The organism is Sulfobacillus sp. hq2, assembly GCF_002903155.1.
Taxonomy (GTDB): Bacteria; Bacillota; Sulfobacillia; order Sulfobacillales; family Sulfobacillaceae; genus Sulfobacillus; species Sulfobacillus thermotolerans.
In genome coordinates, this window is sequence record NZ_NWUL01000014.1 from 1 (window position 1) to 22,685 (window position 22,685).

Consider the following 22,685-nt stretch of genomic DNA (forward strand, 5'->3'; position numbering starts at 1 on the left):
CCACAGTCCATCGCTGCTCCGCAGCGAACGCGGTTAACCGCCCGAGTTGACGATCCAAGTTCCCCGCGTCTTGTTGTTTTGTGGTCGAGACGCGGGCATAGAGGAGACAACGAGTATCCTTAGCACCATCAGGCGCATCCTCGTGCATTAGGGCGCGTAAGTCCGCGACCCGATAGCGCCGATGATTCGTCACGGTACGCACCGGAATCAGGCGCCCTTCGCGTTCCCACTTCCGGAGTCCGTCGATGCTCATGCCGAGCATCTTGGCCGCCTTGCCGATACTGACAAACTGCTCATCCATAATACCATCACCTTATTATATTATAACATATTATCAGAGATCATCATAGATTGACAGCAAGCAGCTTAAACCTCCTCGACGGCTCTCAGCGCAGACCAGCCACACGCGCCTCAGCCCAGATCCTGTGTGGCTAGGACCTGGGCTGAGGCGATAAAAACGTCTGTTATCCCTGAGCCGAACGGGATGCAGCCATACGGGACTCCGGGCGACTCAACCATCCGTAAACTACGGCCGCGACCAGAAATCCTGCATAATACCCGGTATCCCCATTATCCAAGATCCGTGCGATGGGCCCTTCAAACAACGTCGTAGACATAAACGGAACAACCGCAATCAACCCTGCCACAAACGCCCACAGTGCTGGCCATCTCCAGCGAGGAGCTCCCAAAGCTTGGTCTTTGCTGATATAGCCCCGAGCCTTAGCAACCAACACAATGCCAATCCACGGGGCAACCCAGTAGCTTAAAAGGAGCAAAAAGTTCTCATAATCACTTAATAAATGGGCATTCGCGCTCCACGCCAATATCCATCCCGCAACTCCCAACGCTGCCGCGGCATGGGTACGGCGCACACGAATATCGAGGGTCAAAAAGGACAAGGTCGCCGTGTAGACATTGACCGCATTCGCCGTCATCGTCCCAAAGGCTATCGCCAAAAGCGCCCACACGGTTAACGCTCCCATCCACCGACTGACCATGGCAACAGGGCTTAAAGCCCCCCATCCCATCGCGCCTGCCACTGCACCTAAAAGTTCCACCCATAACGTGGCCGCAAATGATCCGGTAAATGTTGCCCAAAAAACATGACGGGGCGGCGTGGTTTCGGGCAGATAACGACCATAATCGGATGCATAAGGGGCCCAGCTGAAAGAATAGGAGGCCACCGCCGCCACTTCTAATAAGAAAGGTCCGTAAGAGGCCGGGCGCGCCGCCGGAAGGTGCGCCACCAAGTGCCATCCGATAACCGTCATCAGCAAAAACAAGACCGCTTGAACAGCGGCCATAATGCGCTCAAACCGCACAATGACGCCGTAGCCCAAGTATCCCAACGCCACCTGAGCTGCGGCCAACAAGGCCAGACTCCATCCTAAAGGCCACTGCAGAAGCCGAGATACCGCTTCACCACCGATAGCGGTATTAATGGTGTACCATCCCGTCGCCGATAAGGTGTTCAGAAACGAAGGCACATAGTTTCCCAGACGCCCAAAAACGCTCCGCACAAGCGGAAGCTGCGCTAAGCCTTGTCCCGTTCCTGCTTGTGCCACCAACGCGAGCAGGGTCGACGCCAGGAGATTGCCCAATAAGACCGCCCAGAGAGTCTGGCCGATACTCAGGCCAAGTACCGGGCCTAACACGCCGACAAGCAATGCCGGCATCCCTAAATTAGCCGAAAACCATAACGTAAATAATTGCGATGGACGACCATGGCGCTCTGAAGCGGGAACCCACTCAATGCCACGAGCCTCTACAATATCCTCCGCCATTGCGACACCTCCGATTAGGATATATCATCTGTCATGACATATGTCAATCAAAGCGTGACAGGCCTTGTTTTCCTATGCTAGCAGGACGTGTGCAATGATAAGATGTGTTTCGTGGCCATCAAAGAGGTCAGCGGTTAGTCACCATTCGTATTGGCCTTTAATGACAAAAAACGAACCCCGAATCGTCCCCGCAAGTTTGGATTTTTGCCGAGCAAACCGAAATGTCCCCTCTAACTCTGCGGGAACAGGCATCGTTTCGGCCAGTTTAAATCCCACCGCACGCTTCTTAGGATTATCTACGGAATACATGACGTTCACCTCAAGCCCATCTTGATAGAAGACATAGGTCCACCAAATATTGCCCAGCTTAAACCGCGATGTCTCCAAGGGAGTGGCTGCCAATTCAATGTTACGTTCTTCTTTTAGAATGCGGCGCACATAGCATATGGTATCCTGACTGTTCTGAGCCGGGATGACTGTAAAATCATGGTTGTACTTATTTTTAAAATACCGCGCTTCATGCGCCCGCAAGCCCGCTAAGGCATCTGCCACCGGCGAACACTCCAATCCCCTAGACGAAACCTGAAGAAAATCCACAACATACGCTATGTTCATGGGCCCAACCTCTCTCTACTGAGTGCGAAACGGGTTATTTCTTTGTGCTTTTGCAGTCCTTTCCAGTCACTGACAGTTTCTCCGAGAACTCATAGCACTGTGCACGACAAAACGTTAATATGATAGGAGCACTGGAGTTGTTTTGTTCTCACCATCATTTTCTATCTTAGGCGTTTCGTTATGCAAGGAGGCAGAGACAGCGATGTCGGCTCAACCCGATTACTGGAACTTTGGACGCGATGTCATCGACCATTTGGCGTCCACACATCCCAATGATACCGCGCTTTATTTTCTGAATTTTGAAGATAGTCGCTCCTATACCTTTTCCGATATATCTCGCATCTCCGATCAGACCGCAGCCTGGTTGCGCGACCAAGGGGTGTCGCCCCAAGACCGCGTGCTTATTGTTCTCGGCAAAGATCTGGCGTTTTGGCCCGTGATGGTCGCCCTCAATAAACTAGGAGCCGTTGCGATGCCCGGCACCACGCAACTAACCGCTAAAGATTTACAGTACCGCCTTGAAACGTCGCAGGCACGGTGCGCCATCGTATCGCCTGATGCCGCCGAAAAAATCGATGAGCAGCAAGCCCCCGTAGATATCCGAATTATTGTCGGCGCCACTCGTCCAGGATGGGCGACATTGGATCCGTATTCTTTATCCCATGAGCGCTTCTCAGGAAATCCCACGCTTCGCTCCGATCCCACCCTCATTTATTTTACCTCCGGGACCACGGGTTACCCGAAAATGGTTCTGCATAATCAAGACTATCCACGTGCGCACACCATCACGGCCCGTTATTGGCTTGGATTAAGCGAATCTGATTTACACTGGAACGTCTCTGACACAGGGTGGGCAAAAGCGGCTTGGAGTTCGTTGTTTGGCCCCTGGATGGTGGGCGCTGCCATTGCGGTGGATAACATGGAAGGCAAATTCAACCCGACAGACTTCTTAAAAATTTTGTCAGCGCATCCCATCACCTCAGTCTGTGCGCCGCCAACCGTCTATCGTCTGGTGGTGAAAGAAGACCTCACACAGTGGCACTTTCCGACTTTACGTTCCGCTGTCAGCGCTGGTGAGCCGCTAAATCCCGAAGTCATCGAATTATTCCGCCGCGCCACCAACCTAGAAATCCGTGATGGCTATGGCCAAACAGAGACTGTCCTGCTCATTGCCAATACCCCTGGCCTTCCCGTTCGCCCAGGCTCCATGGGCAAACCCGCCCCAGAATTTGAGATGACAGTCATTGATAGCGCAGGACAACCGTTGCCCCGCGGTCAAGAAGGCGATATCGCCATCCGCGTTCGACCCACACGTCCACCCGGCCTCTTCCAGGGATACGTCAATGACGAAGAAGGGACGGCCAGGCGATTCGTTGGAGACTACTACATTACAGGGGATCGTGCCGTCATTGATCAGGACGGCTATTATTGGTTTGTCGGCCGTTCTGATGACGTCATTATCAGTTCCGGATACCGTATTGGCCCCTTTGAGGTGGAATCGTTGTTAGTTGAACGGCCGGAGGTATTGGAAGCAGCCGTCGTGTCCTCTCCCGACCCCGTGCGCGGCGAGATCGTGAAAGCCTTTGTTGTGTTAAGGCCGGGCATTGCTCCCTCACCAGAGCTAGCCCACACGCTCCAGGAACACGTAAAAACCCAAACGGCCCCCTATAAGTACCCACGCGCGATCGAATTTGTGACAGATCTTCCTAAAACCGTCTCAGGGAAGATCCGCCGCATCGAACTGCGCCAAAAAGAGTGGGCCAAAGACTCTTAAATTGCCTCATGTGAGACCCACGGATTGTTCGGCGTGACGATCCGTGGGCTTGTTGTATCCGTGCAAAATCGCTGGGCACAAGCCATTCGTTTGCAATGGCCTAGAACTTTTGGTAACGTTTTGGAAGGCGCTGCTTCAGCGCAAAAGTTTCCCCTTCCACATGTCACGAAGCAAGAAGCCTGGCATGATTCTCGAAAGGATGGTCGCTGGTGATAAAAGTTTTCCCACGTTTTGACGAGGATCTTTTGGTGCGCCTCTTCCACAAAGGAGTGAAAGCCCAGTGGTCAACGGCCGACGTTGACTGGAATGATCCCATTCAGTTTTCTCCATCCCAATCACTAGCGTTAGCCCGCATGCTCACCCCTGTGTATCTAGGCGAGCAGTCCGCAATGATTGGCGCCAGCGTCGTTCTGCCGCAAATGGCCAACGCGGGCGAAACCAGCGCCCAGCTCTATCTCAGCAGTTTTCTCATGGATGAAGCACGCCATTTTGAAGTATTAACCAACCTTTACCGCCGTCTCGGCGCGGAACCTCTCACAATTCGACAGATGCCGGAAATGCTGCGCTATCATAACCGATTGCGCAAAGGGGATCGTCTAGATTGGGTGTGGGGCATCCTCATTAGTGACATTTTCGCCAAAAACTTTTATACCCTGTATGCCAAAGCACAGCCTGAAGCTCTTTTTGGCAAACTATCGGGGCGCATCTTGCGCGATGAATCACGCCATCAAGCGTTTGCCGAATATTATCTCAAGCGTTCGATCCCGCAGGTCTCTGGAGAACGCGTGCAAGCCCTTATGGGCATGAAAGACGAGCTGCTCGGAATTATGGAATCGATGTATCAACGGCTATACGCTGATGCCGAAGAAGTCGGCATGGATGGTCGGGGATTTCTAGACCGTCTGCGCACTGATATTGAAACCAAAGCGCGCCGTATTGGGCTTTACGATGCACTCCCCCCCAGCGGACGTGGCCCCGCGTCAGTCCGCTTCAGTACGTCCTCTCCCGAGCCGTCTGCCAATCCCACCCCACTCTCGTTTCGTGGGCTCAAATCGTCACGCTGTTCAACCTGCTTTCTGGCGCTCTTGTGCCAAACCCCGTTATTTCAACGCGCACAATGTGTTTAAAGCACGAGGGCCCCTACCGGAGCCCACCGCGCTGCCAGTGCGTGCGAAAAAAATTTTCACTGCCCCGACTCGCCATGGAGGCGGCAGCGGAAATCTCGAGCGCTAAGGCGGACGCCCCAATAATCTGGGCCAAGCGCTTAGAAGAACCCGGTCCTTGGCATTGCATCATTTGCAAGTATTGTTGTGCATGGGGCAACTGTGTGCCGCCGCCGACCGTGCCGACCTCTATCCCCCCTAAGGTAATGCTAAAAGCAGTTCCTTCAGGGGTCCGTGACACGGTGGCCTGAGCCATGCTACTAGTTCCCACCATCCCCAAATCTTGACCTGTCGCAGCAAAAATTGCAGCGATAGCGGAGGCGGGCGTAAATCCAAATGACTGCATCCCGGACGCATGCGCCCCGTGCAAGCCCACCCATTCGAGCATCTGCAGCCCTTGAGGCGTGGTATGCAAGTGACGCGCTACCACGTCATCCGGAAGCACCACTTCCGCCACCACGGTTTTGCCGTGTCCGCCCGCAAAGTATTCATAACTCGGTTTTTTGTCTCCGCCTAAATTGGCCTCTAAAAAGATCTGGTGCGGGACAAGCCCCTCGGAACTAAGCGCATTGACAATATACTCATTTAAGGCATAGGCGTTACGCGTCATCATATTCGGCCCACACGCTTCTTGCGTGTCAAACCCATAAAGAACATGACAGACAGGGCCCACAACCCGGGTGCGAATCCGCAACAATTGCGCATGGCGCGAAATGGCCGCCCGCACCGCACCTTTATCCTGATGATCAGGATTGTTAATCCATGCTTTCAAGTGAGATTCCTCTTGGGCACACCACCGCGCCAATCGGACAGCTTCCGCAGCGGTTGAAAAAACAAAAGCGCAGTCTCGAGTCATTTCATCTTGTAAAAGCCATGTTTTTACACCACCCGCCAAATCGATAACCCGCATGCCGCGCAGCATCGATTCAGACAGTCCGCCTTCCGTATGCGCAACCGGTACAAAAACACGATCGGCGTGGCGCCCTATTTCCTGCAATTGATGGGCTTCATCACGTTCATAAATCCCCATATCAATTACGAGGGGACCGATGACCCCTACAGGCAAGACCATTTCCCCCGTGAGACACTCTTGAAAAGAAGCTAATCGCTCAGGACCCAAAGACCACGAAAAGATCTCTTGACCGCTCTGCTCCATCTGCGGCAACGCGCGGAGATAGGCCTGGCGTTCCGCAATCGCCTTCGCATGATTCCGGTGCGGCCACCGAAATTTCATCCATCCATCGTTCCCTTCTGCTAGACATTCTGTCCTATTGTATCAAACAGGAGGACAATGTCACCGAGAAAGTACCCCTTAGCATAAAACACACAGCCTTACGGCTTCGGTGCAGGATGCGGGGGAGACACCTTGGGAGGGCGCGTCTTGGATTCGAGCATCTCGACCGAACACGCGGCGCTAATAAAGCCGTTAAACAAGAGGTCAGGAAGTCCACTCCAGCGAAACTGCTGCGCAAACACAGCAGCTAAACAAATTAAGGTTTCGGCAATGATGAAAACGGCCCGCGGAATCGATAGACAAGGATAATGGATGAGCAACAGTTTCATAATGCCACTTGTCGCCAGCGTAATGCTGCCTAGGGAAACCAATTGGCTTGTAGAATTCACATGCATCGCCTCCTTCACAACTGGTATAACTGAGGCGTGGGGTGATGAGGAAGGGGGAGATCGAGGTGATTTTGTCATAGCCCCCCGGGGGATTAAAGAATATGCCAACATCCCCCGCGGACTAGCTTTCTTTGGAATCGTCCAACCCCAGTTTCTGGCGGATATGTTGCACGTGGGTTTTCACTGTACTTCTCTCAATATGCAACTGGTCCCCGATCTCTCGCTGACTCAACCCCGACTGCAAAAGACCATAGACTTCACGTTCTCGACTTGTCAGACTCCCCAAGGCATCGTGAACTTCCACGACAGACGCGCGATGCCGAAGCGTTGCCGCAGCGGACAGAACAAGAAAATTGACAATCAACCAAAAGGCCATATGACTAACGGCTAGACTCGTCAAAGGACGGGACGGAAAAGGCCATAACGTCAAAACCGCAATACTGCAGTAGGTTACCGCAATCCAGTAGCCTACACCATTGTAGTAGGCGATGAGTTCAATGCCAATGAGAGGCAAGAGGGCGGGAGCATTCGATGCCAGCGTAATCGAAAATTCCGTAAGGACCACGAGACCTAAGACCAAATCAAAAACTGTTGTAATAACCGCCAATAAAATAACGGAACTCGCGTGGTGCCGATGCAACAACCATGCCAAAATGTCGGCAGCCGAGACAACAAAAGCAGACAGCCACGCATGGGGAAGGCTCTTTCCGGGAAACGCCATGATATTCCACCACAAAAAGATGGACACAATCCCGCGTAATGCTAAGCCCCGTGAAAAAATCCAATAGAAATCCCCGGGCGGAAACTCCACTGACGAAGAAGATCCTCCTGGATGCATATGCGGCAGCACGGCTGTCATGGCCCCCTTTCAACGGGACGGTAGACCCTGTGGCTTTGCGAACCGAGTTTTCACTCGGGGTGCCTTTATCTATTCCGTTTCATCGTTAAGATGCATCAAATCATGTGCCTGTCCTAGGTCTCAAGGCCATTGAGCCTATCTTACGCTCGGAAGAAAATCTTAAGGAAAATTATACCTTCTGATAATTTTTTGGTCAATTAAGAATATGCGGACGGATGATTCCTTATTCCTCAGACTTCTACCACGTCGAAGTTTAAGACAACGTGGATCAAAAAAAGCCTCCGCGCCCGAACCGGAGGCAAAAACCTGTCTTGTTAGCGACTCGGAACAACCGCCGTGTCATCCAAATACTGGTCGACCCACTGCTTGGTATAACTCAGAGCTTCTCGGCAAGGTTCCCCAAGGGAGCCGGGCCACACATGTGGCAATCCTGGAATACGGTGATAGTCCCACCGCTCTGGCCACTTGCTGACGCCCGTCGCCAATAAGAAAAATTCTTCAGCCCAATTGGCCCGTATCTCGCTATCATTGTCGCTATGGATCAAGAGCACCGCCCGCGATCCAATGCGCGGCACCTTATAACTCACATCCCAATCGAGGAGTGCCTTTTTCACCTCATCTGCGGGCCATCCATAATGGGGATGTTTATCTTTCAAGTAATCTAAATTGGGCGTGCTGGAAATGGACACGACACATTGGATCGGCGCGGTCCGGTTATCTGCCGCCGCCCAAAGGCCTACCAACCCGCCCAGACCCCGTCCAATAATAGCAAAGCGCCGACCTGGTGGACTGTCCGCCAATTTCTGCGCAATGTATTGCCGAGCCCGTTGCATCGTGGCCAAATAGCCTCCAAAAAACAAATCGCGGTAAAAATCTGGACCTTGTGTTCCTAGCGAGATGTATTCCCAGTCAGCTCCGGGACGAATCGCCGCAAGATCTCGCAACCCTTGTTCCGGATGATGATCAGGAAAATCCCCAATAACGAGAATCTCTTCACATTTAGCCTCAGTCATCGTGCCGTTCCCCCTTCTCAGTCGTCGCCATATCCGTACGCAGAGGGACAAAGAACTGGCAGACACCTCGCTCTCCATCGGCCAAATGAATCACCGGCGCATCGAGATGATGCGCAAACGCCCGTGCTTCCGCATCGCAGACGGACTGCGTTCCACGCCAATAAGGAAAGGGGCATCGCTGCATAGTAATCCACCAGCCATTCGGGGTCTTATTCCAGCTCATCATTAAGGACTCATCACGCGACACATCGTCAGGTGTGTGGTCCATGCGCCCGCGGTAATAATCATCAATAAAAATTTCTAAAATACGATCCCGCAAAGCCGGCCCTCCGGCTTCTTGAATCGCACTGAGCAACCGATTCACCGGTTGCATGGCCGTACTCTCTTTCGGAACCAAGCGATATTCTCCCGTATGGCGCGATCCCGGTAACAAAGACATGCGCACCACCCCTTCGCTCACCAGTTGGTGCAGGGTTCGTTGCACATGCCGTCTGGAAACCCCCATTTCCTGCCGCAATTCTTCAGTGGTCACCACGGGATGGTCTGTCAAATAGAGCACAATTTTTTCACGCAACCCCGACGGCATATTCAGGCCCCCCTTTGGGTTCCCCCTTCAGCCATTGCCGCTTCCTCTAAGTTCGCCCGATGTAGAAAGGCTTGAACGATATCATCAGCGGCAATACCTTTCACCTTGCCTTCACGAAACAAGCGCTCCACAAAATCGGGCAGGTCTTGCACAGACAAGGACGCCTGGTTAATAGCATCTTGCAGTGCTTGCAGCGCCTGGGCAGGCTCAATCAAAAAATCTCCCCCAAGCCACGCACTTTCAATAAGGCCTTCCCGCTCCCGCCAAATGGCTCGCACCAATCCGGTTGGCGCCTTGTAAAGACCTTCATACAAGTAAACGTCCCCGGTAATTTTCGTGCCAGGCACCGTCCAGCCTTCGTTTTGAAAGACAAAATCGGGATCAAACAACTGAACGGCGAACTGCTTGGCCGCTTCTTCCTCATTCTCGCGCAAGTCCTCATAATGCGCAGGTGTATCGAGCATGTTAGCAAACTCTTGACTTAAAATGTCAATCGCTTCCTCCGCTGACGGAACCCCTTGTGGCAACTGCTCTGTCATTGTCGTCATGTAATCTCGCATCGCCTGCACCGTCTTATCACGGAATTTTTCGGAAGGCACATTGAGGACATGCGCCATTAGCTCCCGATCAAAATCATACATCAAACTTCCCACAAAAATCAGACTGTGCGCAATCGTCGCGGCACCCGTGCCGCCAATTTTGCGCGACCCCACAACAATGTCATTCAGCGGCCGGATCGCCGCATTAATCCCCATGCGCTGGTATGCAGCGACAGGAGCGGGCAGCAACGCCTGATACAAATCTTTGACCGATGCATGCGCCCCCGGCATAATCAGGTGCCAAAACACCTGATTATGGTCGAGAAGCACCGCCCCTCCACCGACTAACCGCCGCGCAATGGGAATGTTATGAGAGCGACAATAGGGCACGTTCAATTCCCGGCTGGCCAACTGATGATATCCCACCGAGACAAACGCTTCTGCAGGCCGCGCAAACACTAACGTCATTTCATCCGAAGGCGCTGCTTCTTGCGCCACTGCATGAAAAACGGCTAAAGACCTGGGCACGGACACCGTCCCTAAATTGACCACGCGCATAACGCGACCCCCTTTTTTCCTGCGCCTAGGTGGTGACCCTAAAAGGAAATGACCAGATCCGCCTCTAACGCTTCTTCATTGACAAAAGTTCCTCCCACCACGTCAGTGACCGCATCAATTAAGTCGTCTTTCGTCATGTCATTCAAATCCAAGCTAGGCGTGCACACTAAGAACTTGACACCCGCCTCTAGCGCTTGGTCGATAAAATATTGCAGGGTTTGGCCCCCTTCTTTGACAAACACCTGTTCCGCCACACCTTTTTTCATAAGTTGCGTTCCGTGCATCGTAAAAAGCATCGTCACGTCATGGTCTAACAAACACCCCGCCGTGGCGAGAAAAAAAGGCGACGCCATACGCGCCGGCGTATCCGGACCAGACGTCTGAATGTACAGAATCTTTTTCGTCTCCATCTATACCGCCTCCTAGGATGGCCGTTCTATTAGACCTTTTCCAACTTGAAATGAAATTCTTTTTCCACTTGCTCCGCCTGCAACAACTTATGACCCGTGCGCCGCGCATACGCCTGAAAATCTGCAACGGCGCCAGGATCTGTGGCCAACACTACCAACGCATCCCCCGGCTGAATTTGATCCATCGCCTTCTTGGTTTTAATAATGGGCATAGGGCACGAGAGTCCCCGCACATCCACCACCTGTTCCATCCCTGTCCTCCCCTTTCACCACATCCGATTAATGACCACAGCGAATCCCGTCTTGCGCGATCTTCTCGCGATATTCCTGCACTCCTTGAGACCCTGTTACCAGTTCCTTGGCATCTTCCGCCCAGTTACTAGGAGCCATTCGAAAGAGCCAGGCTCCGTAGGGATCGCGGTTCAACGCCTCGGGATCTTTTTCAGGCACATCGTTGACCTCTTTAATAACACCGGACAACGGGGTCGAAACGCCGCCCACCCACTTGCCGCTCTCCAGCGTCGCAGCGCTCGCGCCCCGTTTGAGCTCTCGGCCAGCGCGCTTAATGCGACACACCAACATTTTACCTGCCAACCCTTGTGCGGGGTCCGTTATGCCCACTTCCACTAAATCTCCGAGGGGCCGCGCCCACACATGTTTCTCAATCCAGTAATACCGATCTTCAGGAATAATACATTCGGATTCAGCCACGATTATTCTCCCTTCCGCGCACCGCCTGACCGTTAGACCACGGGTTCAGGCACTACGAGGCGCTACAGTCATTGTTGGCTCTAAAGCCATAACGCAGTAGGACCGAATGGCCCTCACAATATGGACCACATGGCCCTATCTCCCCTACATTGTGAGGCATTTCACCAAACAAAAGCGGCGAGCCGGTGGCGTTTTTGTCGTACTTGGGATAAGCGGTGTTGGATTTGACCAAGCAGTAGTAAAGACGCTTGGTCGCTGTACTTTGTAATGATCGGAGTAAAATGCATACGCAATTCATGCGCACGGATTATTTAATCGCAATTCAATCGGTGCTAGGATGACACCAATCAGCCGTTGGCTCTAAAGAACCAGCCCGATTGATGCGAAAAGCAAAGGAGAGAAGATCAAATGGCGCGATTTGTGTATGTCCAAACACGTGGTCGGGAACAGCCAGAGCGCTGTTTTACGGTCTTTTTCATGGCTACCGTGGCGCGGGCCCTCGACCATGAAGCGGCCATTATTTTCACTCAAAGCGGGCTGTCAATCTTTGAGCCAGGGTTTGCCGAAAACACCTTAGCACTGGATGGCAGTGGCAAGCGGCTGATGGATTTCATCCACACCGCGCAAGAGCAGTCGGTCACATTCTATGGATGTCGGTTGAGCTTACCTTTGGTTCATCTGGATCCCGAGGCGGTCATGTGGCCGATGGAGTGGATCGGAGCCGCCGATTTTCATGAATTGCTGTTATCGGCTGATCGGCTTGTGTATCTCAGCTAGACAAAGCGGCATCTGTTCGCTTAGAGGAGGTGACTATTGATGAGTCATGACAACGACACCGTCACCCATCTCCGGCTTGATCCCGATGATGTGGGGCAGCAAGACGCGCAAAGTTTGCTAGAGGCGATTCAAAGCGACTTGCGTTACGAGGAAGTGATTCATGGCTGTCTCAACTGTGGTGTGTGTAGTGGGTCGTGTCCATCCCACCGGTTCTTTGACTATTCTCCACGCATCGTCGTGCAGACCGTGTTATCGGGTGACGCGGAAGCCGTCAAAGCCATGATGGATGAATACATTTGGGCGTGCGCTCAGTGTTATACCTGTGCTATGCGTTGCCCGTTCCACAATTCCCCAGGCGGCTTAGTGATGATTATGCGGGAAGTCGCTGTATGGCGCGGCATGGAGGCCGTCCACCGTCTATTGAAGCCCTATGGGCGTGTATTGCTCAAAGTGCTGTCCATCGGGAACCAGTTGACGCCGGATATGATTCAGCCGGACTTCTTCCCCGACTGGGGTCCAAAAATTCCTTGGAGTTCGACCGATTTGGCCATTAAGCGTAAAGCGATTCCTGTTTACACCCTGCAGGTCACGACGTCAGCATGGCGGGTTTCACCGGAGACATCGTATGAGCTGTATTCCATTTACGAAGAAACTGGCGTGTTTCGTCTGATTGAAGAAATCGACCCCAATCTCTATGAAGTCGTGGCGGATATGGTTGAGGATCTCCGGGATATGGTGGAATCTAGCCGCTAATCCCAGAAACGGAGGAAAAAAGATGGCCACCAATTCGATTGACAGAAACATCAAGACCAGTGGTTGGGAGTTTGTTACCAAAACTGTCGACAAGCGTGCCCTTATAAAAAATCAGAAACCCGACCCACGTGAAGAGCTCGCCGAATTAGAGGCGCGGGGCGAGGTAAAAGTTATTCACATTACAGAAGAAAATCAGCCGATTACCGTCGAAACCTTATTAGGACGCACGAAACGCATCCCCACAAACAAACTATGGCATCACAAATCGTGTGGGCAATGCGGCAATATCCCCGGATACCCGACGAGCATCATGTGGTTCATGAACAAAATGGGGTTAGAGTATCTGGACGAAACGCACCAAACAAGTTGTACCGCATGGAACTACCATGGTTCGGGCACGTCCAACTTGGTCGCCTTAGCGAGTGTAGCGGTCCGGAACTGGCACCGCGCCTATGAAACCGGCTATTTCCCACTGATTCACTGTGGCACGTCCTTCGGTAATTACAAAGAGATGCGCAATCTCTTAATTGAGCACAAAGACTTGCGCGATGAAGTGCGGCGGATTATGCATAAAGTCGGCCGGGAACTGGTGATTCCTGAAGAAATCGTACATTACAGCGAATGGCTGCACGTTTTACGCGACCGTGTCGCAGCCATGCGCATTCACGACGTGTCAAACATCGTGACCACGGTACATCCCGCGTGCCACGTGTGGAAGTTGATTCCTGAAGACGTCATCTATGACCCCAACATCTATGGTGGCGAACGCCCAGCGCCCACGACCGCTATTTTACTCGCTTTGGGGGCTCAAGTCGCTGACTATTCCACTTGGTATGATTGCTGCGGATTTGGCTTCCGCCACATCTTGACCGAACGCGAATTTTCCCGCTCATTCTCGCTCGAACGCAAAATCAAGGTCATGGTCGAAGAAGCGCATTCCGATGTCGCGATTACGCAAGATACGGGATGCACGACCACGCTTGACAAGAACCAATGGATTGGCAAAGCCCATGGCTACAACTATGATCTGCCGGTCATGGCCGATGTCCAATTTGCGGCCTTAGCCGCAGGCGCCGATCCCTATAAGGTGGTGCAAATTCAATGGCACACCTCTGGATGGCAAAAACTCCTGGATAAGATGGGCATTGACTGGCAGTCTTCAAAAGCCGCCTATGAAGCATACCTAGAAGAATTACGCGCCGGCAAGGAACCGGAACAACTTTATATTCCCCCGGTCGAACAGCCGGTATAGCCCCAAAACAAGGAGGTTGCGAGATGTCTCATTCAGTGATCGTCATCGGAGGGGGCCCGGCGGGACTTCAAGCGGCGGCAACCCTAGGAAATTTCGGATTTGATGTGACCTTGGTCGAACAGCATGACTATCTCGGCGGCGCCGTGGCAAAGCATCAATACCAAGTCTTGATGCCGGACTTTAGTAGCGGTCCCGCATTAGTCGAGCGGCTCGTTGGGTCGGTTAAAAATAATGCGCACGTGAAAATCCTGACCAACACGACTGTCGGTACGGTAGAAGAAGTGAGTGACGGTTATCAAGTCCAACTCGAAGGCCCCAAACCGCAACAAATGGTTGCACAGGCGGTCGTCTTAGCGACCGGATTTGATCACTTCGATCCGACCCGTGATGGCAAATACGGTTATGGTTTGTTCCCGGATGTGATTACGGGGGCAGAACTCGAAGAGATGTTTGCCAAAGGACCCATTCGTCGTCCTTCTAATGGCGAAGTCCCGCAGTCCGTCGCCTTTATCTATTGCGTCGGATCCCGAGACCGGCAAGTCGGCAATACGTACTGTTCCCGCGTTTGCTGTGCGGTTTCTGCCAAGCAATCGATCGAAATTCGCGAACAATTGCCGAAAGCACGCATCAGCATGTTTTACATGGACGTTAGGACCTATGGGCTTTGGGAAGACACTCTGTATTGGCGGTCTCAGGAAGAAAGTGGGGTCGTCTACGTGAAAGGCCGTATTGCGGAAGTCACCCAAAAAAATGGGCAGCCGGTTTTGAAAGGTGAAGACACCTTAGTGCGTGGTCCCTTTGAATGGCCGTTTGACTTAGTCGTGTTAGCCGCAGGTATGGAACCTAGTCAGGGAACTCGGACCTTGTCGCAAAAGTTTCATATCGACCTCGAGCCGCACGGCTTTGTGCAACAAGCTGAACCCATGAAAAATGCGAGTCTCACGAGTCGACCGGGGGTGTTCGTGGCGGGCAGTGCGAGTGGTCCGAAAGCGATTGAGGATGCCATAGCCGAAGGGGACGTGGCGAGTCTTGCCGTCATGCAGTATCTGAAAACGAAGGTGGTCGTATGAGCGAGTTTGAAGACTTTATGGAGCGCCTCCAGAGCCCGAGAATGCAAGAGACGTGGCGCGGCGTGCAAGAGAACTTGGATCATATCCCGTTGGAAGAGACTCTCCAAGAACTAAATCAGACGTCTCGGCTCTTGCACCATATTGCCAATCCTCTGTCCGTTGCGATGACAACGGATGCCGAATGGGAAAGCGCCTTACGGCGCCTTCGCAGCTGGCGGCGCGCATTGCCCACCATCCAGTCTCAAATGCCTCTCAGTCAGGTGAAGCTCTACTTGGTGACCTTGTTGGAAATGGATGACGATGTCGATGACCAAATCCGTGCCTTGGGGATGAGTTTGCCCATGGTGGCTAAAGAACAGGCTCATGACCTCGCCATTGAATTTCTTCATTTCTACGCGCCGCGGCGATATCCATTGGGGCCGCAGTGGGTCTATTCGTGGAAGACCGCAACCGGGGCTCTGCCCTATCTTCTCGAATTCACGAATGAGCCGGGGCTTAACGGGCATGACCGATTTCATGCGTATGGTGCGAATTACGCCGAATTGTTTGCCCGGATTAAAGGCTTAGACAGCGTGCTGCAAGACCAAGGATTGCACCGCTGGGGCGTGTACTCAGTCGATTTAGTTCTGGCGTACATTTACGCAGACTATCTTTACAAGATGTATTTCACCACGTCTAAGTCTATTTTCTCGACCATTCCGACTGTCCTCGGCGTCGTCAGCTATCTTCTGGGTCTGCCGATCCCGCCGGAGGCCGTTCCCACGGGGCAAGAAGTGGAAGCTCCGGATTCGTGGATGCAGTCATAACGACTTTAAGGAGGTGACCCTAAAGTGGCCAAAGGCTCTGGTATTATTGAACGTTCGTTGCTCGAAGATGACCAAATCATGGAGGAAGAAAATCTGGTCATGGACGGCATTGACATCTCCGGGCGCTGGAACACCATGCTCAAAACACGCGTACATTCTCAACGAGATTTAGATTCTTGGGACGAAGTGCGCGCCAGTGCCATCGGAGAAAGCATCGACAACTGCATTCAATGCGGGATGTGTACCGCGGGATGCACTGTAGCGCAAGAGATTCCGGCGTTTAATCCACGTCAGTTCATCTACTGGGTCCGTGTCGGGCGCAAAGACGACCTCATCAAAAATGCTGACGTGATCTGGAGGTGTGTTGGCTGCTATATCTGCACCAATCACTGTCCAAAGGAAGTCAATACGGCCGAAGTCATTGAGTCCATTGGCCAGTGGTTGCGCACGCAAGTTCCCGAAAAGATGGATCCTGCCTACCGCGCTAACCACGAGGCTTACCGTCATCAACTGGAAACGTATGGACGCCTTAGCTTGCCGCGCTTGCAGGCCGAATTCTTAAGCAAACTCGGTCGTCAAAAAGAATTGTTTGGTCCGGACCTGCGCCAAGCAGCGGTCAAAATGCTGAAGGACGGACGCGCCATTAAAACCTTGTTGATTGGGCGGCCACGCCACTGGAACCGTAGCCGTTTTGTCTTGACCGATTCGGCCAGGGCATAGGCCAAGAATTCCGTCAGACACTAAGGAGGCATATGAGATGAAAACTGCGTACTTTCCCGGATGTTCGTTGAAAACCATCGACCGGGCATATGATGTCAGCACACGCGTCATCGCGGAAGACTTGGGCATGACCTTGGTGGACGTGGAGGATTACTCGTGTTGCGGCGCAGGAGAACTCAAAGGGGAAGGCATCAAAAGTCACTTTTTACCCGCGCGCAATCTGGCACACCTCATTAATCAAGGGGAAACCGAGGTCATGGTCTCGTGTAATGTCTGCTACCACGAATTATCTCGGACCGCGTACGCCGTCCAAAAGGGCGGCAAGAATCTGGAAGACATTCAGGCCATGCTGAAGGATGCTGACGAGCCTCTCATTAAAGAGCAGCCCACGGTGCGCAACACACTGGAGTACCTGGTCAACGTGGTAGGGCTCGACACGATTGCCAAACATGTTAAGGTGCCGTTGACTGGGTTACGCGTCGCTCCCTACTATGGCTGCTTGTATCAAAGGCCTGCCAAAATGGTTAGCTCTGTGCAGATTGCTGGCGAAGACACAGAACATCCCCACTTTATGCATGACTTAATGGCCGCCCTTGGCGCCACCGTGGTCGAACACCGGGCCGAGACCACCTGCTGCGGCGGGAAAAATCTTCTGTCCGATGAAAGAATTTCTGGAAAACTCACGGGTCGCATCTTATCGACCGCCAAGACCAGTGGTGCAGACGTTTTGGCTCTCATGTGCCCCAAATGCGCTGGCGGACTTGACGCACTGCAGTTTCGTGCAGTCGGCATGGTAGGGGATACTGCCAAACTCCCTGTCATGTATTATACCCAGTTGATTGGCATCGCCTTTGGCCACCGCCCCGAGGAACTGCACGTCGGGGATATGGAATCCGGGTCTTTGGACTTGATTCGGCACTTTTTGGCCGAACCGGCCATTCGGTAGCTGCTCGATGTCAGCAGGGGACCAAGGAGGTTTATCATGGCCGAAATTCAAGGGTGTGATATCCCCGAGAATCTGCTCTATGACATTGAAAACAATGTGTGGGTCCGGACAGAAAATGGCATTGCCACGGTCGGCATGACCGATCCTGCCCAAACCCTCTCCGGACGTATTCTCTTTGTTCGTCCCAAACGGGTTGGTGCAGTGATTGAGCAAGGGAAGTCTTTAGCATCGCTGGAAAGTGGCAAGTGGGCAGGCCCGTTGGTCTGCCCAGTTTCCGGTACGATTGTGGAGACCAATGCCACATTATTGCAAGAACCTGCACTGTTGAACATTGATCCCTACGGTGCAGCATGGATTGCAAAGTTATCGTATGATCCGCAGCAAGACTTGCATCATCTGGTTACGGGCGATGAGGCTTTGCGTCTGTACCGGGAAAAGATTGTTCGCGACAAAATTCAATGTATGCGGTGCAGCTAAGGAGGCGAGTCCTATGCCCGAAGTCATTGTCGCGACCTCCCAGTGGTGCCGTACATGTCCCGCTACGATTCGGCAATGGAAACAACTCGCCGATGAGTATAAATTCACGGTACGGGAGGTGGATGTCGGGACGTTGGAAGGCCGCGAGTTGGCGGTGAAACTATATATTCGCAGTGTTCCAAGTACCATTATCAACAATCAAGTTGTGCATGTTGGGGTGATCGACAGAAATACGGCGATCAATCTCCTCAAAACTCATGGTCTCACCGCGTAACGGCGAACAACCGAGACCTTGAAAGGCTGAAGCACAAGAGCAGGCGTTCTATTTCCGCGCCTGCTTTTTATATCCGTTCCACTTATTACCAATTATTCATGAAATTTTCATGAATCCTCCATGGCAAGATCACAGACTTTTCGTATGCTCTCAAAGGATTCCCCTCATCTACCCTACGTATTTCCATAGGAAAGGATGATCCGTCCATGCAACGTGTTCGTCGCCGCGTTTGGGCTTTAACCGCGGCCACTGGTATAGCAGGGTTGCTGATTAGTTTTTGGAGCTCCCCACCCCAATATGCGGCGTCTGTTAACGCGCCGTCTTCAAGCGCTCCTCCTATCCACCACGTGGTGGAAATTATGTTGGAGAATCACACGTTTGATAACCTCTTTGGCCACTTTCCCAATGCCAACGGATTGCCCTCTAATCTTACCCTGCCTAATCCCGACACAAACTACGAAGCGCCAGGCGTTTCCCCTATGAACGCACCGGGCAATGTCGGCGACACCGTGGACATTAACCATAACCGGGCCCCGGAAATCATGATGATGCACAACGGCGAAATGAATTATTACACCGTGTATCCTGATAACGGACTAGCTGCCATTACCGAATTTGGCCGCGCCAATATCCCTAACGAATGGCAATTAGCCCAACACTTTGTCTTGGCGGAAGACAACTTCCAACCCGCTACAGGACCCACCCAGCCCAATCGAGAATACGCCATTGCCGGTACGGCAGGTGGATGGATTTCGGACAGCCCGCCGAATTTTACATTTTCCTTTCCCACCATATACCAAGATCTCGCGAGTCATGGGAAATCTTGGGGCATTTTTCAAGGCGACTACGTATCTCGCAATGACGCGCAAAATGGCTTAGGGTTTGTCCGCCATTGGAATACGTTATGGTACACCCCGATTTATCAGAATTCGGCCGAGTGGAACGCCCACGTGCATAACCTCAACACCTTTATGAACGACGTGGTATCGAACCATCTCCCGTCTTTCTCATTTGTCGTCCCCACGTGGCTCTATAGTGAACATCCGCCTACCGAAATCTCGTTAGGTGATGCCTGGATGGGACAACTTGTCACGGCCTTGATGCAGAGTCTTGAGTGGAAATCGACCGCCATTTTCATCACCTATGATGAAGGCGGCGGGTATTATGATCATGTCAGTCCTCCCCAAAACTATCGCTATGGATATGGAACGCGCACGCCCATGGTAATCATTTCGCCTTGGGTCAAACCCGGATTAGACGATGCATTGACATCCAATGTGTCCATTTTAGCTTTTATGGAACACCTTTGGCAGTTGCCACCGCTCACGGCCCGCGATGCGCAAGCGAATGACCTCTTCTCAGTTTTTCAGTCGACGCATCCGATTTCAAAGGTCAGTCTACCTAACGTGCCCGTCGATACCTTAGAAATCACCAATAAACCTAGTGAATCGCAAGCGGCTCAACCTGGACAACGTATGACGCTGACGATAGAGGCCAAAACCGTTGCGCTACAAACCGATCCGACGTTTAACGAGCCCATCGCATTGCAGTTAGTCGCGCCGCAAGGGACGCAACTGCCGCTAGGGTGGCAAGACCATGTCATGCTCGTCCACGGAAAAGCGTCTTTAACGCTCACGTTCCCGGACGCAGGTTATTATCAAATTCATGCCTGGTCCCTCTCATCAACACACACGGCTAATGGGGGAGCCACCCTCGACGTCGGCGTAGGACCGGACACAGTGCTTAATACGCAAGTGACGACAATCGGCCCCACGGCGGTGCTCCCTATGACCACAGCCCAGTTTACCACCGCACTTCCGGCTCATTCACCGACGCCGCGTGGCCCTACAAGCCCTCAAGGTTTTGCCCATCCCCTAGACAGCGATCCGTCTTAACAACCCAAAGAGGGCCCGTTAATTGCATGGGCCCTCTTTCTGCTTGCAACACCAATCCATGTGAGCTTTTTGGTTAGCCCCCGGACAAAGCGAAATGGGAGAGTTGGCCAGCGAGACTCATAGCAAAGTGCATCCCTTTTTGCACATCGGGGTCGCGCATCAGCGCCATCATCCCCTTCATACCTCCAAAGGTTGATGTTTTTCGCTTGTTCTCTTCAGCCACATTTTGAATCACTTTCACCATACCGGGCCAGTTGAGATGACCATCCGTTCCCATCAGGCCCGGGAATAACGCGGACCAATCAACGGCGTCTTTGACCTTCTGCACCATGTTTAAGAGGTCCTGCACTAAATCCCAGGCATGCATGTCGCTTAGCATGGTCAAGAGTTGTCCGGTAATGCCAATCAAGCGGGAGAACGTGTCTTGCGGTACCTCTTCTAGGAGTTGCACCGCCAAACGCAGCACCTGCACCATCGCATCTCCACTGGCTATTTGTGTCACCGTGATCAGATTGGCCCAATTGGTCGCGGCAGCCGTATCAACAATTTGAGAACGCTCAAGCCACTGCCCCAATCGGTCCGCCGCCTGCATTCCATCAGCCGCTTCAGGCAACGCATCTAAATACTCTAATCCTAATAGGACGGTGTCGAGCAGCCCATGTTCTTGGAGCCGACCTACCATGTCCAACATCTTGGGCAAGGCCTCCAACACTTCGGGTTGACCCATTGTATCGACCAACTGTTGCAGTGCCCCGGCTTGTACAAAGGCCTTCAGCAACGCATTTGTGGGTTCCGTAATCGCTTGATTGCTCAGGGACTTGGTCAAGCTCAGCAAGTTGTCTACTTGCACTGACTGTAATTCTTGAACCCAATCCGCATGGGTCTCATAATAGCTCCACAGCTTATCCACCACGTCAGCGGGATCGGCATCCGGCATCAATCCCGCAAATTGCATCATGGTCACGACAATATCTAAGATGCCACTTTCGTTCATAATGCCCAGCATTTCCAGCATTTTCCCCACGCCATCAAGCACTTCGGGGTTGTCCATCCGGTCGGTCACTGATTCCAGCAAATCGCTAGTCCAATTTTCGTGGAGGGTTTGCTGTTCCCGCGTCGCTACGACCACCGTACCTGCCTCCTTTCTCCCTTGCCCTACGAATACTGATTAAAAGGTCACCGTGCTATCCGCGTCGAGAGCGTCTTCCATAAAGGTTGCGGCACCCGCCGTCACAATATCATCCATCAGTTGCTCGGGACCAATGCCCATCAAGTCCATGGTCATCTGGCAAGCAATGAATTTCACGCCCATATCCATAGCCATTTCGCGTAATTCTTTAATCGAAGGCAAGGTGGCAGCGCGTTCTTTAAAGGGTTCCATACCGGGACTCAGCGGATATTGGGGATCTTTCATAAGCATTTGTAGGCCCCCAAAGGTGCAAAATACACTAACTTCAGCATCCATCGCCGCCGCCGCATTGGCGACGTTCAGCGTCTTGTATGCACCCTCAATATCACCAGCACTCGAAATAATCGCAACTTTTTTCATCATAGGCCTCCTTAATCGTACGGCTCATGTGTCAGGACCAAGATGGGAGATGGATTCGCGAAGCATGACAGAACAACACCTGTCACAGTGGACCGAATCTCAATTTATTATTTTCTAGTCGCAACCCCACTACTAGGAACTTCTGGCCCGCGTAAAAAGGGTCATATGGCCCTCGATTATTATTCCTGTGAACGAAATCACCAAGTAAAACGGTGGATTTCTGTCGCTTTTTCCTCAGAGTCCAACCATATGAAACCCTATGCTCAAAGGCCTAGATTGACGGCACCAGACCAGAAAAAAAATACCGCCCGCCCCAACGTCGTCAAGGCGCGTTGGATAGCCACGGGCGTCTCATCCCGCATCTGCTCCTGGGGATAGCGGCTGATAATAAACACGGCATAGTCCACGATGACGCCAAGGCCACTCATGCTGATGGCATCTGTGTATTGTCAAGAAAAAATGGCTCTCCGGCACTTTTGCTGATCAGGAGGAATTTGGCGGTTGATGGTCGAAGAAGAGGACATGCTTCCA

27 protein-coding genes and 1 riboswitch are annotated in these 22,685 nt (G+C 52.5%); of the genes, 12 read left to right on the plus strand and 15 right to left on the minus strand.

Annotated elements, in window-relative coordinates:
- The 3 genes from CO251_RS01720 to CO251_RS01730 form a co-directional block, all read right to left on the minus strand.
- Nucleotides 1–301: recombinase family protein (locus tag CO251_RS01720; protein ID WP_146038952.1), on the minus strand; the 301-nt coding region annotated here is incomplete at its 3' end.
- A 163-nt stretch (nucleotides 302–464) separates the two neighbouring features.
- On the minus strand, nucleotides 465–1,784 hold the full coding sequence (locus CO251_RS01725) for a cytosine permease (RefSeq protein WP_103374088.1): 1,320 nt from the start codon (nucleotides 1,782–1,784) through the stop codon (nucleotides 465–467).
- A gap of 138 nt (nucleotides 1,785–1,922) precedes the next feature.
- Nucleotides 1,923–2,393 (minus strand): phage tail protein, encoded by a 471-nt coding sequence (locus CO251_RS01730; RefSeq protein ID WP_103374111.1) that lies wholly within the window; start codon nucleotides 2,391–2,393, stop codon nucleotides 1,923–1,925.
- A gap of 208 nt (nucleotides 2,394–2,601) precedes the next feature.
- Here CO251_RS01730 and CO251_RS01735 point away from each other — a divergent pair, with 208 nt between their 5' ends.
- Together CO251_RS01735 and CO251_RS01745 are read left to right on the plus strand one after the other, a co-directional pair.
- Nucleotides 2,602–4,173 (plus strand): acyl--CoA ligase, encoded by a 1,572-nt coding sequence (locus CO251_RS01735; RefSeq protein WP_103374089.1) that lies wholly within the window; start codon nucleotides 2,602–2,604, stop codon nucleotides 4,171–4,173.
- Between the two features lie 209 nt (nucleotides 4,174–4,382).
- A complete protein-coding gene (locus CO251_RS01745; protein ID WP_103374091.1) occupies nucleotides 4,383–5,300 on the plus strand; it encodes a ferritin-like domain-containing protein in 918 nt (305 codons plus the stop codon).
- A gap of 13 nt (nucleotides 5,301–5,313) precedes the next feature.
- Here CO251_RS01745 and CO251_RS01750 read toward each other — a convergent pair whose 3' ends face one another.
- From CO251_RS01750 to CO251_RS01790, 9 genes are all read right to left on the minus strand, one after another.
- Nucleotides 5,314–6,570, minus strand: coding sequence for a 3-hydroxy-3-methylglutaryl-CoA reductase (locus CO251_RS01750; RefSeq protein WP_103374092.1), 1,257 nt, complete (start codon nucleotides 6,568–6,570; stop codon nucleotides 5,314–5,316).
- Between the two features lie 98 nt (nucleotides 6,571–6,668).
- Nucleotides 6,669–6,959 carry a hypothetical protein gene (locus CO251_RS01755; protein WP_103374093.1) on the minus strand — a complete coding sequence of 97 codons (291 nt, stop codon included), beginning with the start codon at nucleotides 6,957–6,959 and terminating at the stop codon, nucleotides 6,669–6,671.
- A 121-nt stretch (nucleotides 6,960–7,080) separates the two neighbouring features.
- Entirely contained in the window at nucleotides 7,081–7,770 is a 690-nt protein-coding gene (locus CO251_RS01760) for a LuxR C-terminal-related transcriptional regulator (RefSeq protein WP_242968200.1), read from the minus strand.
- Between the two features lie 28 nt (nucleotides 7,771–7,798).
- A riboswitch (cyclic di-GMP riboswitch) is annotated at nucleotides 7,799–7,892 on the minus strand.
- 240 nt (nucleotides 7,893–8,132) lie between these two features.
- Nucleotides 8,133–8,831: a S9 family peptidase gene (locus tag CO251_RS01765; RefSeq protein WP_103374094.1), complete on the minus strand. Its 699-nt coding sequence runs from the start codon at nucleotides 8,829–8,831 to the stop codon at nucleotides 8,133–8,135.
- Nucleotides 8,824–9,417, minus strand: coding sequence for an HTH domain-containing protein (locus CO251_RS01770; RefSeq protein ID WP_103374095.1), 594 nt, complete (start codon nucleotides 9,415–9,417; stop codon nucleotides 8,824–8,826). The genes CO251_RS01765 and CO251_RS01770 overlap by 8 nt, the downstream gene beginning before the upstream one ends.
- A gap of 2 nt (nucleotides 9,418–9,419) precedes the next feature.
- Entirely contained in the window at nucleotides 9,420–10,514 is a 1,095-nt protein-coding gene (locus tag CO251_RS01775; RefSeq protein ID WP_103374096.1) for a biotin/lipoate A/B protein ligase family protein, read from the minus strand.
- Nucleotides 10,515–10,552: 38 nt separating this feature from the next.
- Nucleotides 10,553–10,924: a DsrE/DsrF/DrsH-like family protein gene (locus CO251_RS01780; RefSeq protein WP_103374097.1), complete on the minus strand. Its 372-nt coding sequence runs from the start codon at nucleotides 10,922–10,924 to the stop codon at nucleotides 10,553–10,555.
- Nucleotides 10,925–10,953: 29 nt separating this feature from the next.
- Nucleotides 10,954–11,175, minus strand: coding sequence for a sulfurtransferase TusA family protein (locus CO251_RS01785; RefSeq protein ID WP_103374098.1), 222 nt, complete (start codon nucleotides 11,173–11,175; stop codon nucleotides 10,954–10,956).
- Between the two features lie 28 nt (nucleotides 11,176–11,203).
- Nucleotides 11,204–11,635 (minus strand): glycine cleavage system protein H, encoded by a 432-nt coding sequence (locus CO251_RS01790; protein ID WP_242968202.1) that lies wholly within the window; start codon nucleotides 11,633–11,635, stop codon nucleotides 11,204–11,206.
- 408 nt (nucleotides 11,636–12,043) lie between these two features.
- Here CO251_RS01790 and CO251_RS01795 point away from each other — a divergent pair, with 408 nt between their 5' ends.
- The 10 genes from CO251_RS01795 (at nucleotide 12,044) to CO251_RS01840 (ending at nucleotide 20,605) form a co-directional block, all read left to right on the plus strand.
- On the plus strand, nucleotides 12,044–12,412 hold the full coding sequence (locus CO251_RS01795; protein ID WP_103374100.1) for a DsrE/DsrF/DrsH-like family protein: 369 nt from the start codon (nucleotides 12,044–12,046) through the stop codon (nucleotides 12,410–12,412).
- Nucleotides 12,413–12,451: 39 nt separating this feature from the next.
- The gene (locus tag CO251_RS01800) at nucleotides 12,452–13,165 is read left to right on the plus strand and encodes a 4Fe-4S dicluster domain-containing protein (protein ID WP_173677050.1); all 714 of its coding nucleotides are present in this window, start codon (nucleotides 12,452–12,454) and stop codon (nucleotides 13,163–13,165) included.
- A 22-nt stretch (nucleotides 13,166–13,187) separates the two neighbouring features.
- A complete protein-coding gene (locus CO251_RS01805) occupies nucleotides 13,188–14,417 on the plus strand; it encodes a heterodisulfide reductase-related iron-sulfur binding cluster (RefSeq protein WP_103374101.1) in 1,230 nt (409 codons plus the stop codon).
- 23 nt (nucleotides 14,418–14,440) lie between these two features.
- The gene (locus CO251_RS01810; RefSeq protein ID WP_103374102.1) at nucleotides 14,441–15,487 is read left to right on the plus strand and encodes an FAD-dependent oxidoreductase; all 1,047 of its coding nucleotides are present in this window, start codon (nucleotides 14,441–14,443) and stop codon (nucleotides 15,485–15,487) included.
- Nucleotides 15,484–16,293 (plus strand): hypothetical protein, encoded by an 810-nt coding sequence (locus CO251_RS01815; protein WP_103374103.1) that lies wholly within the window; start codon nucleotides 15,484–15,486, stop codon nucleotides 16,291–16,293. Before CO251_RS01810 ends, CO251_RS01815 begins: the two co-directional genes overlap by 4 nt.
- A 24-nt stretch (nucleotides 16,294–16,317) precedes the next feature.
- Nucleotides 16,318–17,013, plus strand: coding sequence for a 4Fe-4S dicluster domain-containing protein (locus CO251_RS01820; RefSeq protein ID WP_103374104.1), 696 nt, complete (start codon nucleotides 16,318–16,320; stop codon nucleotides 17,011–17,013).
- Between the two features lie 37 nt (nucleotides 17,014–17,050).
- Entirely contained in the window at nucleotides 17,051–17,959 is a 909-nt protein-coding gene (locus CO251_RS01825; RefSeq protein WP_103374105.1) for a CoB--CoM heterodisulfide reductase iron-sulfur subunit B family protein, read from the plus strand.
- Nucleotides 17,960–17,995: 36 nt separating this feature from the next.
- A complete protein-coding gene (gene gcvH, locus CO251_RS01830; protein WP_103374106.1) occupies nucleotides 17,996–18,436 on the plus strand; it encodes a glycine cleavage system protein GcvH in 441 nt (146 codons plus the stop codon).
- A gap of 13 nt (nucleotides 18,437–18,449) precedes the next feature.
- Nucleotides 18,450–18,710 carry a thioredoxin family protein gene (locus CO251_RS01835; RefSeq protein ID WP_158246124.1) on the plus strand — a complete coding sequence of 87 codons (261 nt, stop codon included), beginning with the start codon at nucleotides 18,450–18,452 and terminating at the stop codon, nucleotides 18,708–18,710.
- Nucleotides 18,711–18,916: 206 nt separating this feature from the next.
- On the plus strand, nucleotides 18,917–20,605 hold the full coding sequence (locus tag CO251_RS01840; RefSeq protein WP_103374108.1) for a phospholipase C: 1,689 nt from the start codon (nucleotides 18,917–18,919) through the stop codon (nucleotides 20,603–20,605).
- Between the two features lie 73 nt (nucleotides 20,606–20,678).
- Here the strand turns inward: CO251_RS01840 and CO251_RS01845 are convergent, their stop codons facing one another.
- The 3 genes from CO251_RS01845 to CO251_RS17120 form a co-directional block, all read right to left on the minus strand.
- Complete coding sequence (locus CO251_RS01845) at nucleotides 20,679–21,734, minus strand: DUF1641 domain-containing protein (RefSeq protein ID WP_103374109.1); 1,056 nt, start codon at nucleotides 21,732–21,734, stop codon at nucleotides 20,679–20,681.
- A 39-nt stretch (nucleotides 21,735–21,773) separates the two neighbouring features.
- Nucleotides 21,774–22,157 carry a DsrE/DsrF/DrsH-like family protein gene (locus CO251_RS01850; RefSeq protein ID WP_103374110.1) on the minus strand — a complete coding sequence of 128 codons (384 nt, stop codon included), beginning with the start codon at nucleotides 22,155–22,157 and terminating at the stop codon, nucleotides 21,774–21,776.
- Between the two features lie 260 nt (nucleotides 22,158–22,417).
- Nucleotides 22,418–22,582: an MMPL family transporter gene (locus tag CO251_RS17120; RefSeq protein WP_242968205.1), complete on the minus strand. Its 165-nt coding sequence runs from the start codon at nucleotides 22,580–22,582 to the stop codon at nucleotides 22,418–22,420.
- Between the last annotated feature and the right edge of the window lie 103 nt (nucleotides 22,583–22,685).

What these genes read in the sequence shown, in the direction of transcription:
- CO251_RS01725 (WP_103374088.1), bottom strand. Translation starts at nt 1,784, where the DNA reads ATGGCGGAGGATATTGTAGAGGCTCGTGGCATTGAGTGGGTTCCCGCT.
- CO251_RS01735 (WP_103374089.1), top strand. Translation starts at nt 2,602, where the DNA reads ATGTCGGCTCAACCCGATTACTGGAACTTTGGACGCGATGTCATCGAC.
- CO251_RS01750 (WP_103374092.1), bottom strand. Translation starts at nt 6,570, where the DNA reads ATGAAATTTCGGTGGCCGCACCGGAATCATGCGAAGGCGATTGCGGAA.
- CO251_RS01765 (WP_103374094.1), bottom strand. Translation starts at nt 8,831, where the DNA reads ATGACTGAGGCTAAATGTGAAGAGATTCTCGTTATTGGGGATTTTCCT.
- CO251_RS01770 (WP_103374095.1), bottom strand. Translation starts at nt 9,417, where the DNA reads ATGCCGTCGGGGTTGCGTGAAAAAATTGTGCTCTATTTGACAGACCAT.
- CO251_RS01775 (WP_103374096.1), bottom strand. Translation starts at nt 10,514, where the DNA reads ATGCGCGTGGTCAATTTAGGGACGGTGTCCGTGCCCAGGTCTTTAGCC.
- CO251_RS01780 (WP_103374097.1), bottom strand. Translation starts at nt 10,924, where the DNA reads ATGGAGACGAAAAAGATTCTGTACATTCAGACGTCTGGTCCGGATACG.
- CO251_RS01785 (WP_103374098.1), bottom strand. Translation starts at nt 11,175, where the DNA reads ATGGAACAGGTGGTGGATGTGCGGGGACTCTCGTGCCCTATGCCCATT.
- CO251_RS01795 (WP_103374100.1), top strand. Translation starts at nt 12,044, where the DNA reads ATGGCGCGATTTGTGTATGTCCAAACACGTGGTCGGGAACAGCCAGAG.
- CO251_RS01800 (WP_173677050.1), top strand. Translation starts at nt 12,452, where the DNA reads ATGAGTCATGACAACGACACCGTCACCCATCTCCGGCTTGATCCCGAT.
- CO251_RS01805 (WP_103374101.1), top strand. Translation starts at nt 13,188, where the DNA reads ATGGCCACCAATTCGATTGACAGAAACATCAAGACCAGTGGTTGGGAG.
- CO251_RS01810 (WP_103374102.1), top strand. Translation starts at nt 14,441, where the DNA reads ATGTCTCATTCAGTGATCGTCATCGGAGGGGGCCCGGCGGGACTTCAA.
- CO251_RS01815 (WP_103374103.1), top strand. Translation starts at nt 15,484, where the DNA reads ATGAGCGAGTTTGAAGACTTTATGGAGCGCCTCCAGAGCCCGAGAATG.
- CO251_RS01825 (WP_103374105.1), top strand. Translation starts at nt 17,051, where the DNA reads ATGAAAACTGCGTACTTTCCCGGATGTTCGTTGAAAACCATCGACCGG.
- gcvH (WP_103374106.1), top strand. Translation starts at nt 17,996, where the DNA reads ATGGCCGAAATTCAAGGGTGTGATATCCCCGAGAATCTGCTCTATGAC.
- CO251_RS01835 (WP_158246124.1), top strand. Translation starts at nt 18,450, where the DNA reads ATGCCCGAAGTCATTGTCGCGACCTCCCAGTGGTGCCGTACATGTCCC.
- CO251_RS01840 (WP_103374108.1), top strand. Translation starts at nt 18,917, where the DNA reads ATGCAACGTGTTCGTCGCCGCGTTTGGGCTTTAACCGCGGCCACTGGT.
- CO251_RS01850 (WP_103374110.1), bottom strand. Translation starts at nt 22,157, where the DNA reads ATGATGAAAAAAGTTGCGATTATTTCGAGTGCTGGTGATATTGAGGGT.
- CO251_RS17120 (WP_242968205.1), bottom strand. Translation starts at nt 22,582, where the DNA reads ATGAGTGGCCTTGGCGTCATCGTGGACTATGCCGTGTTTATTATCAGC.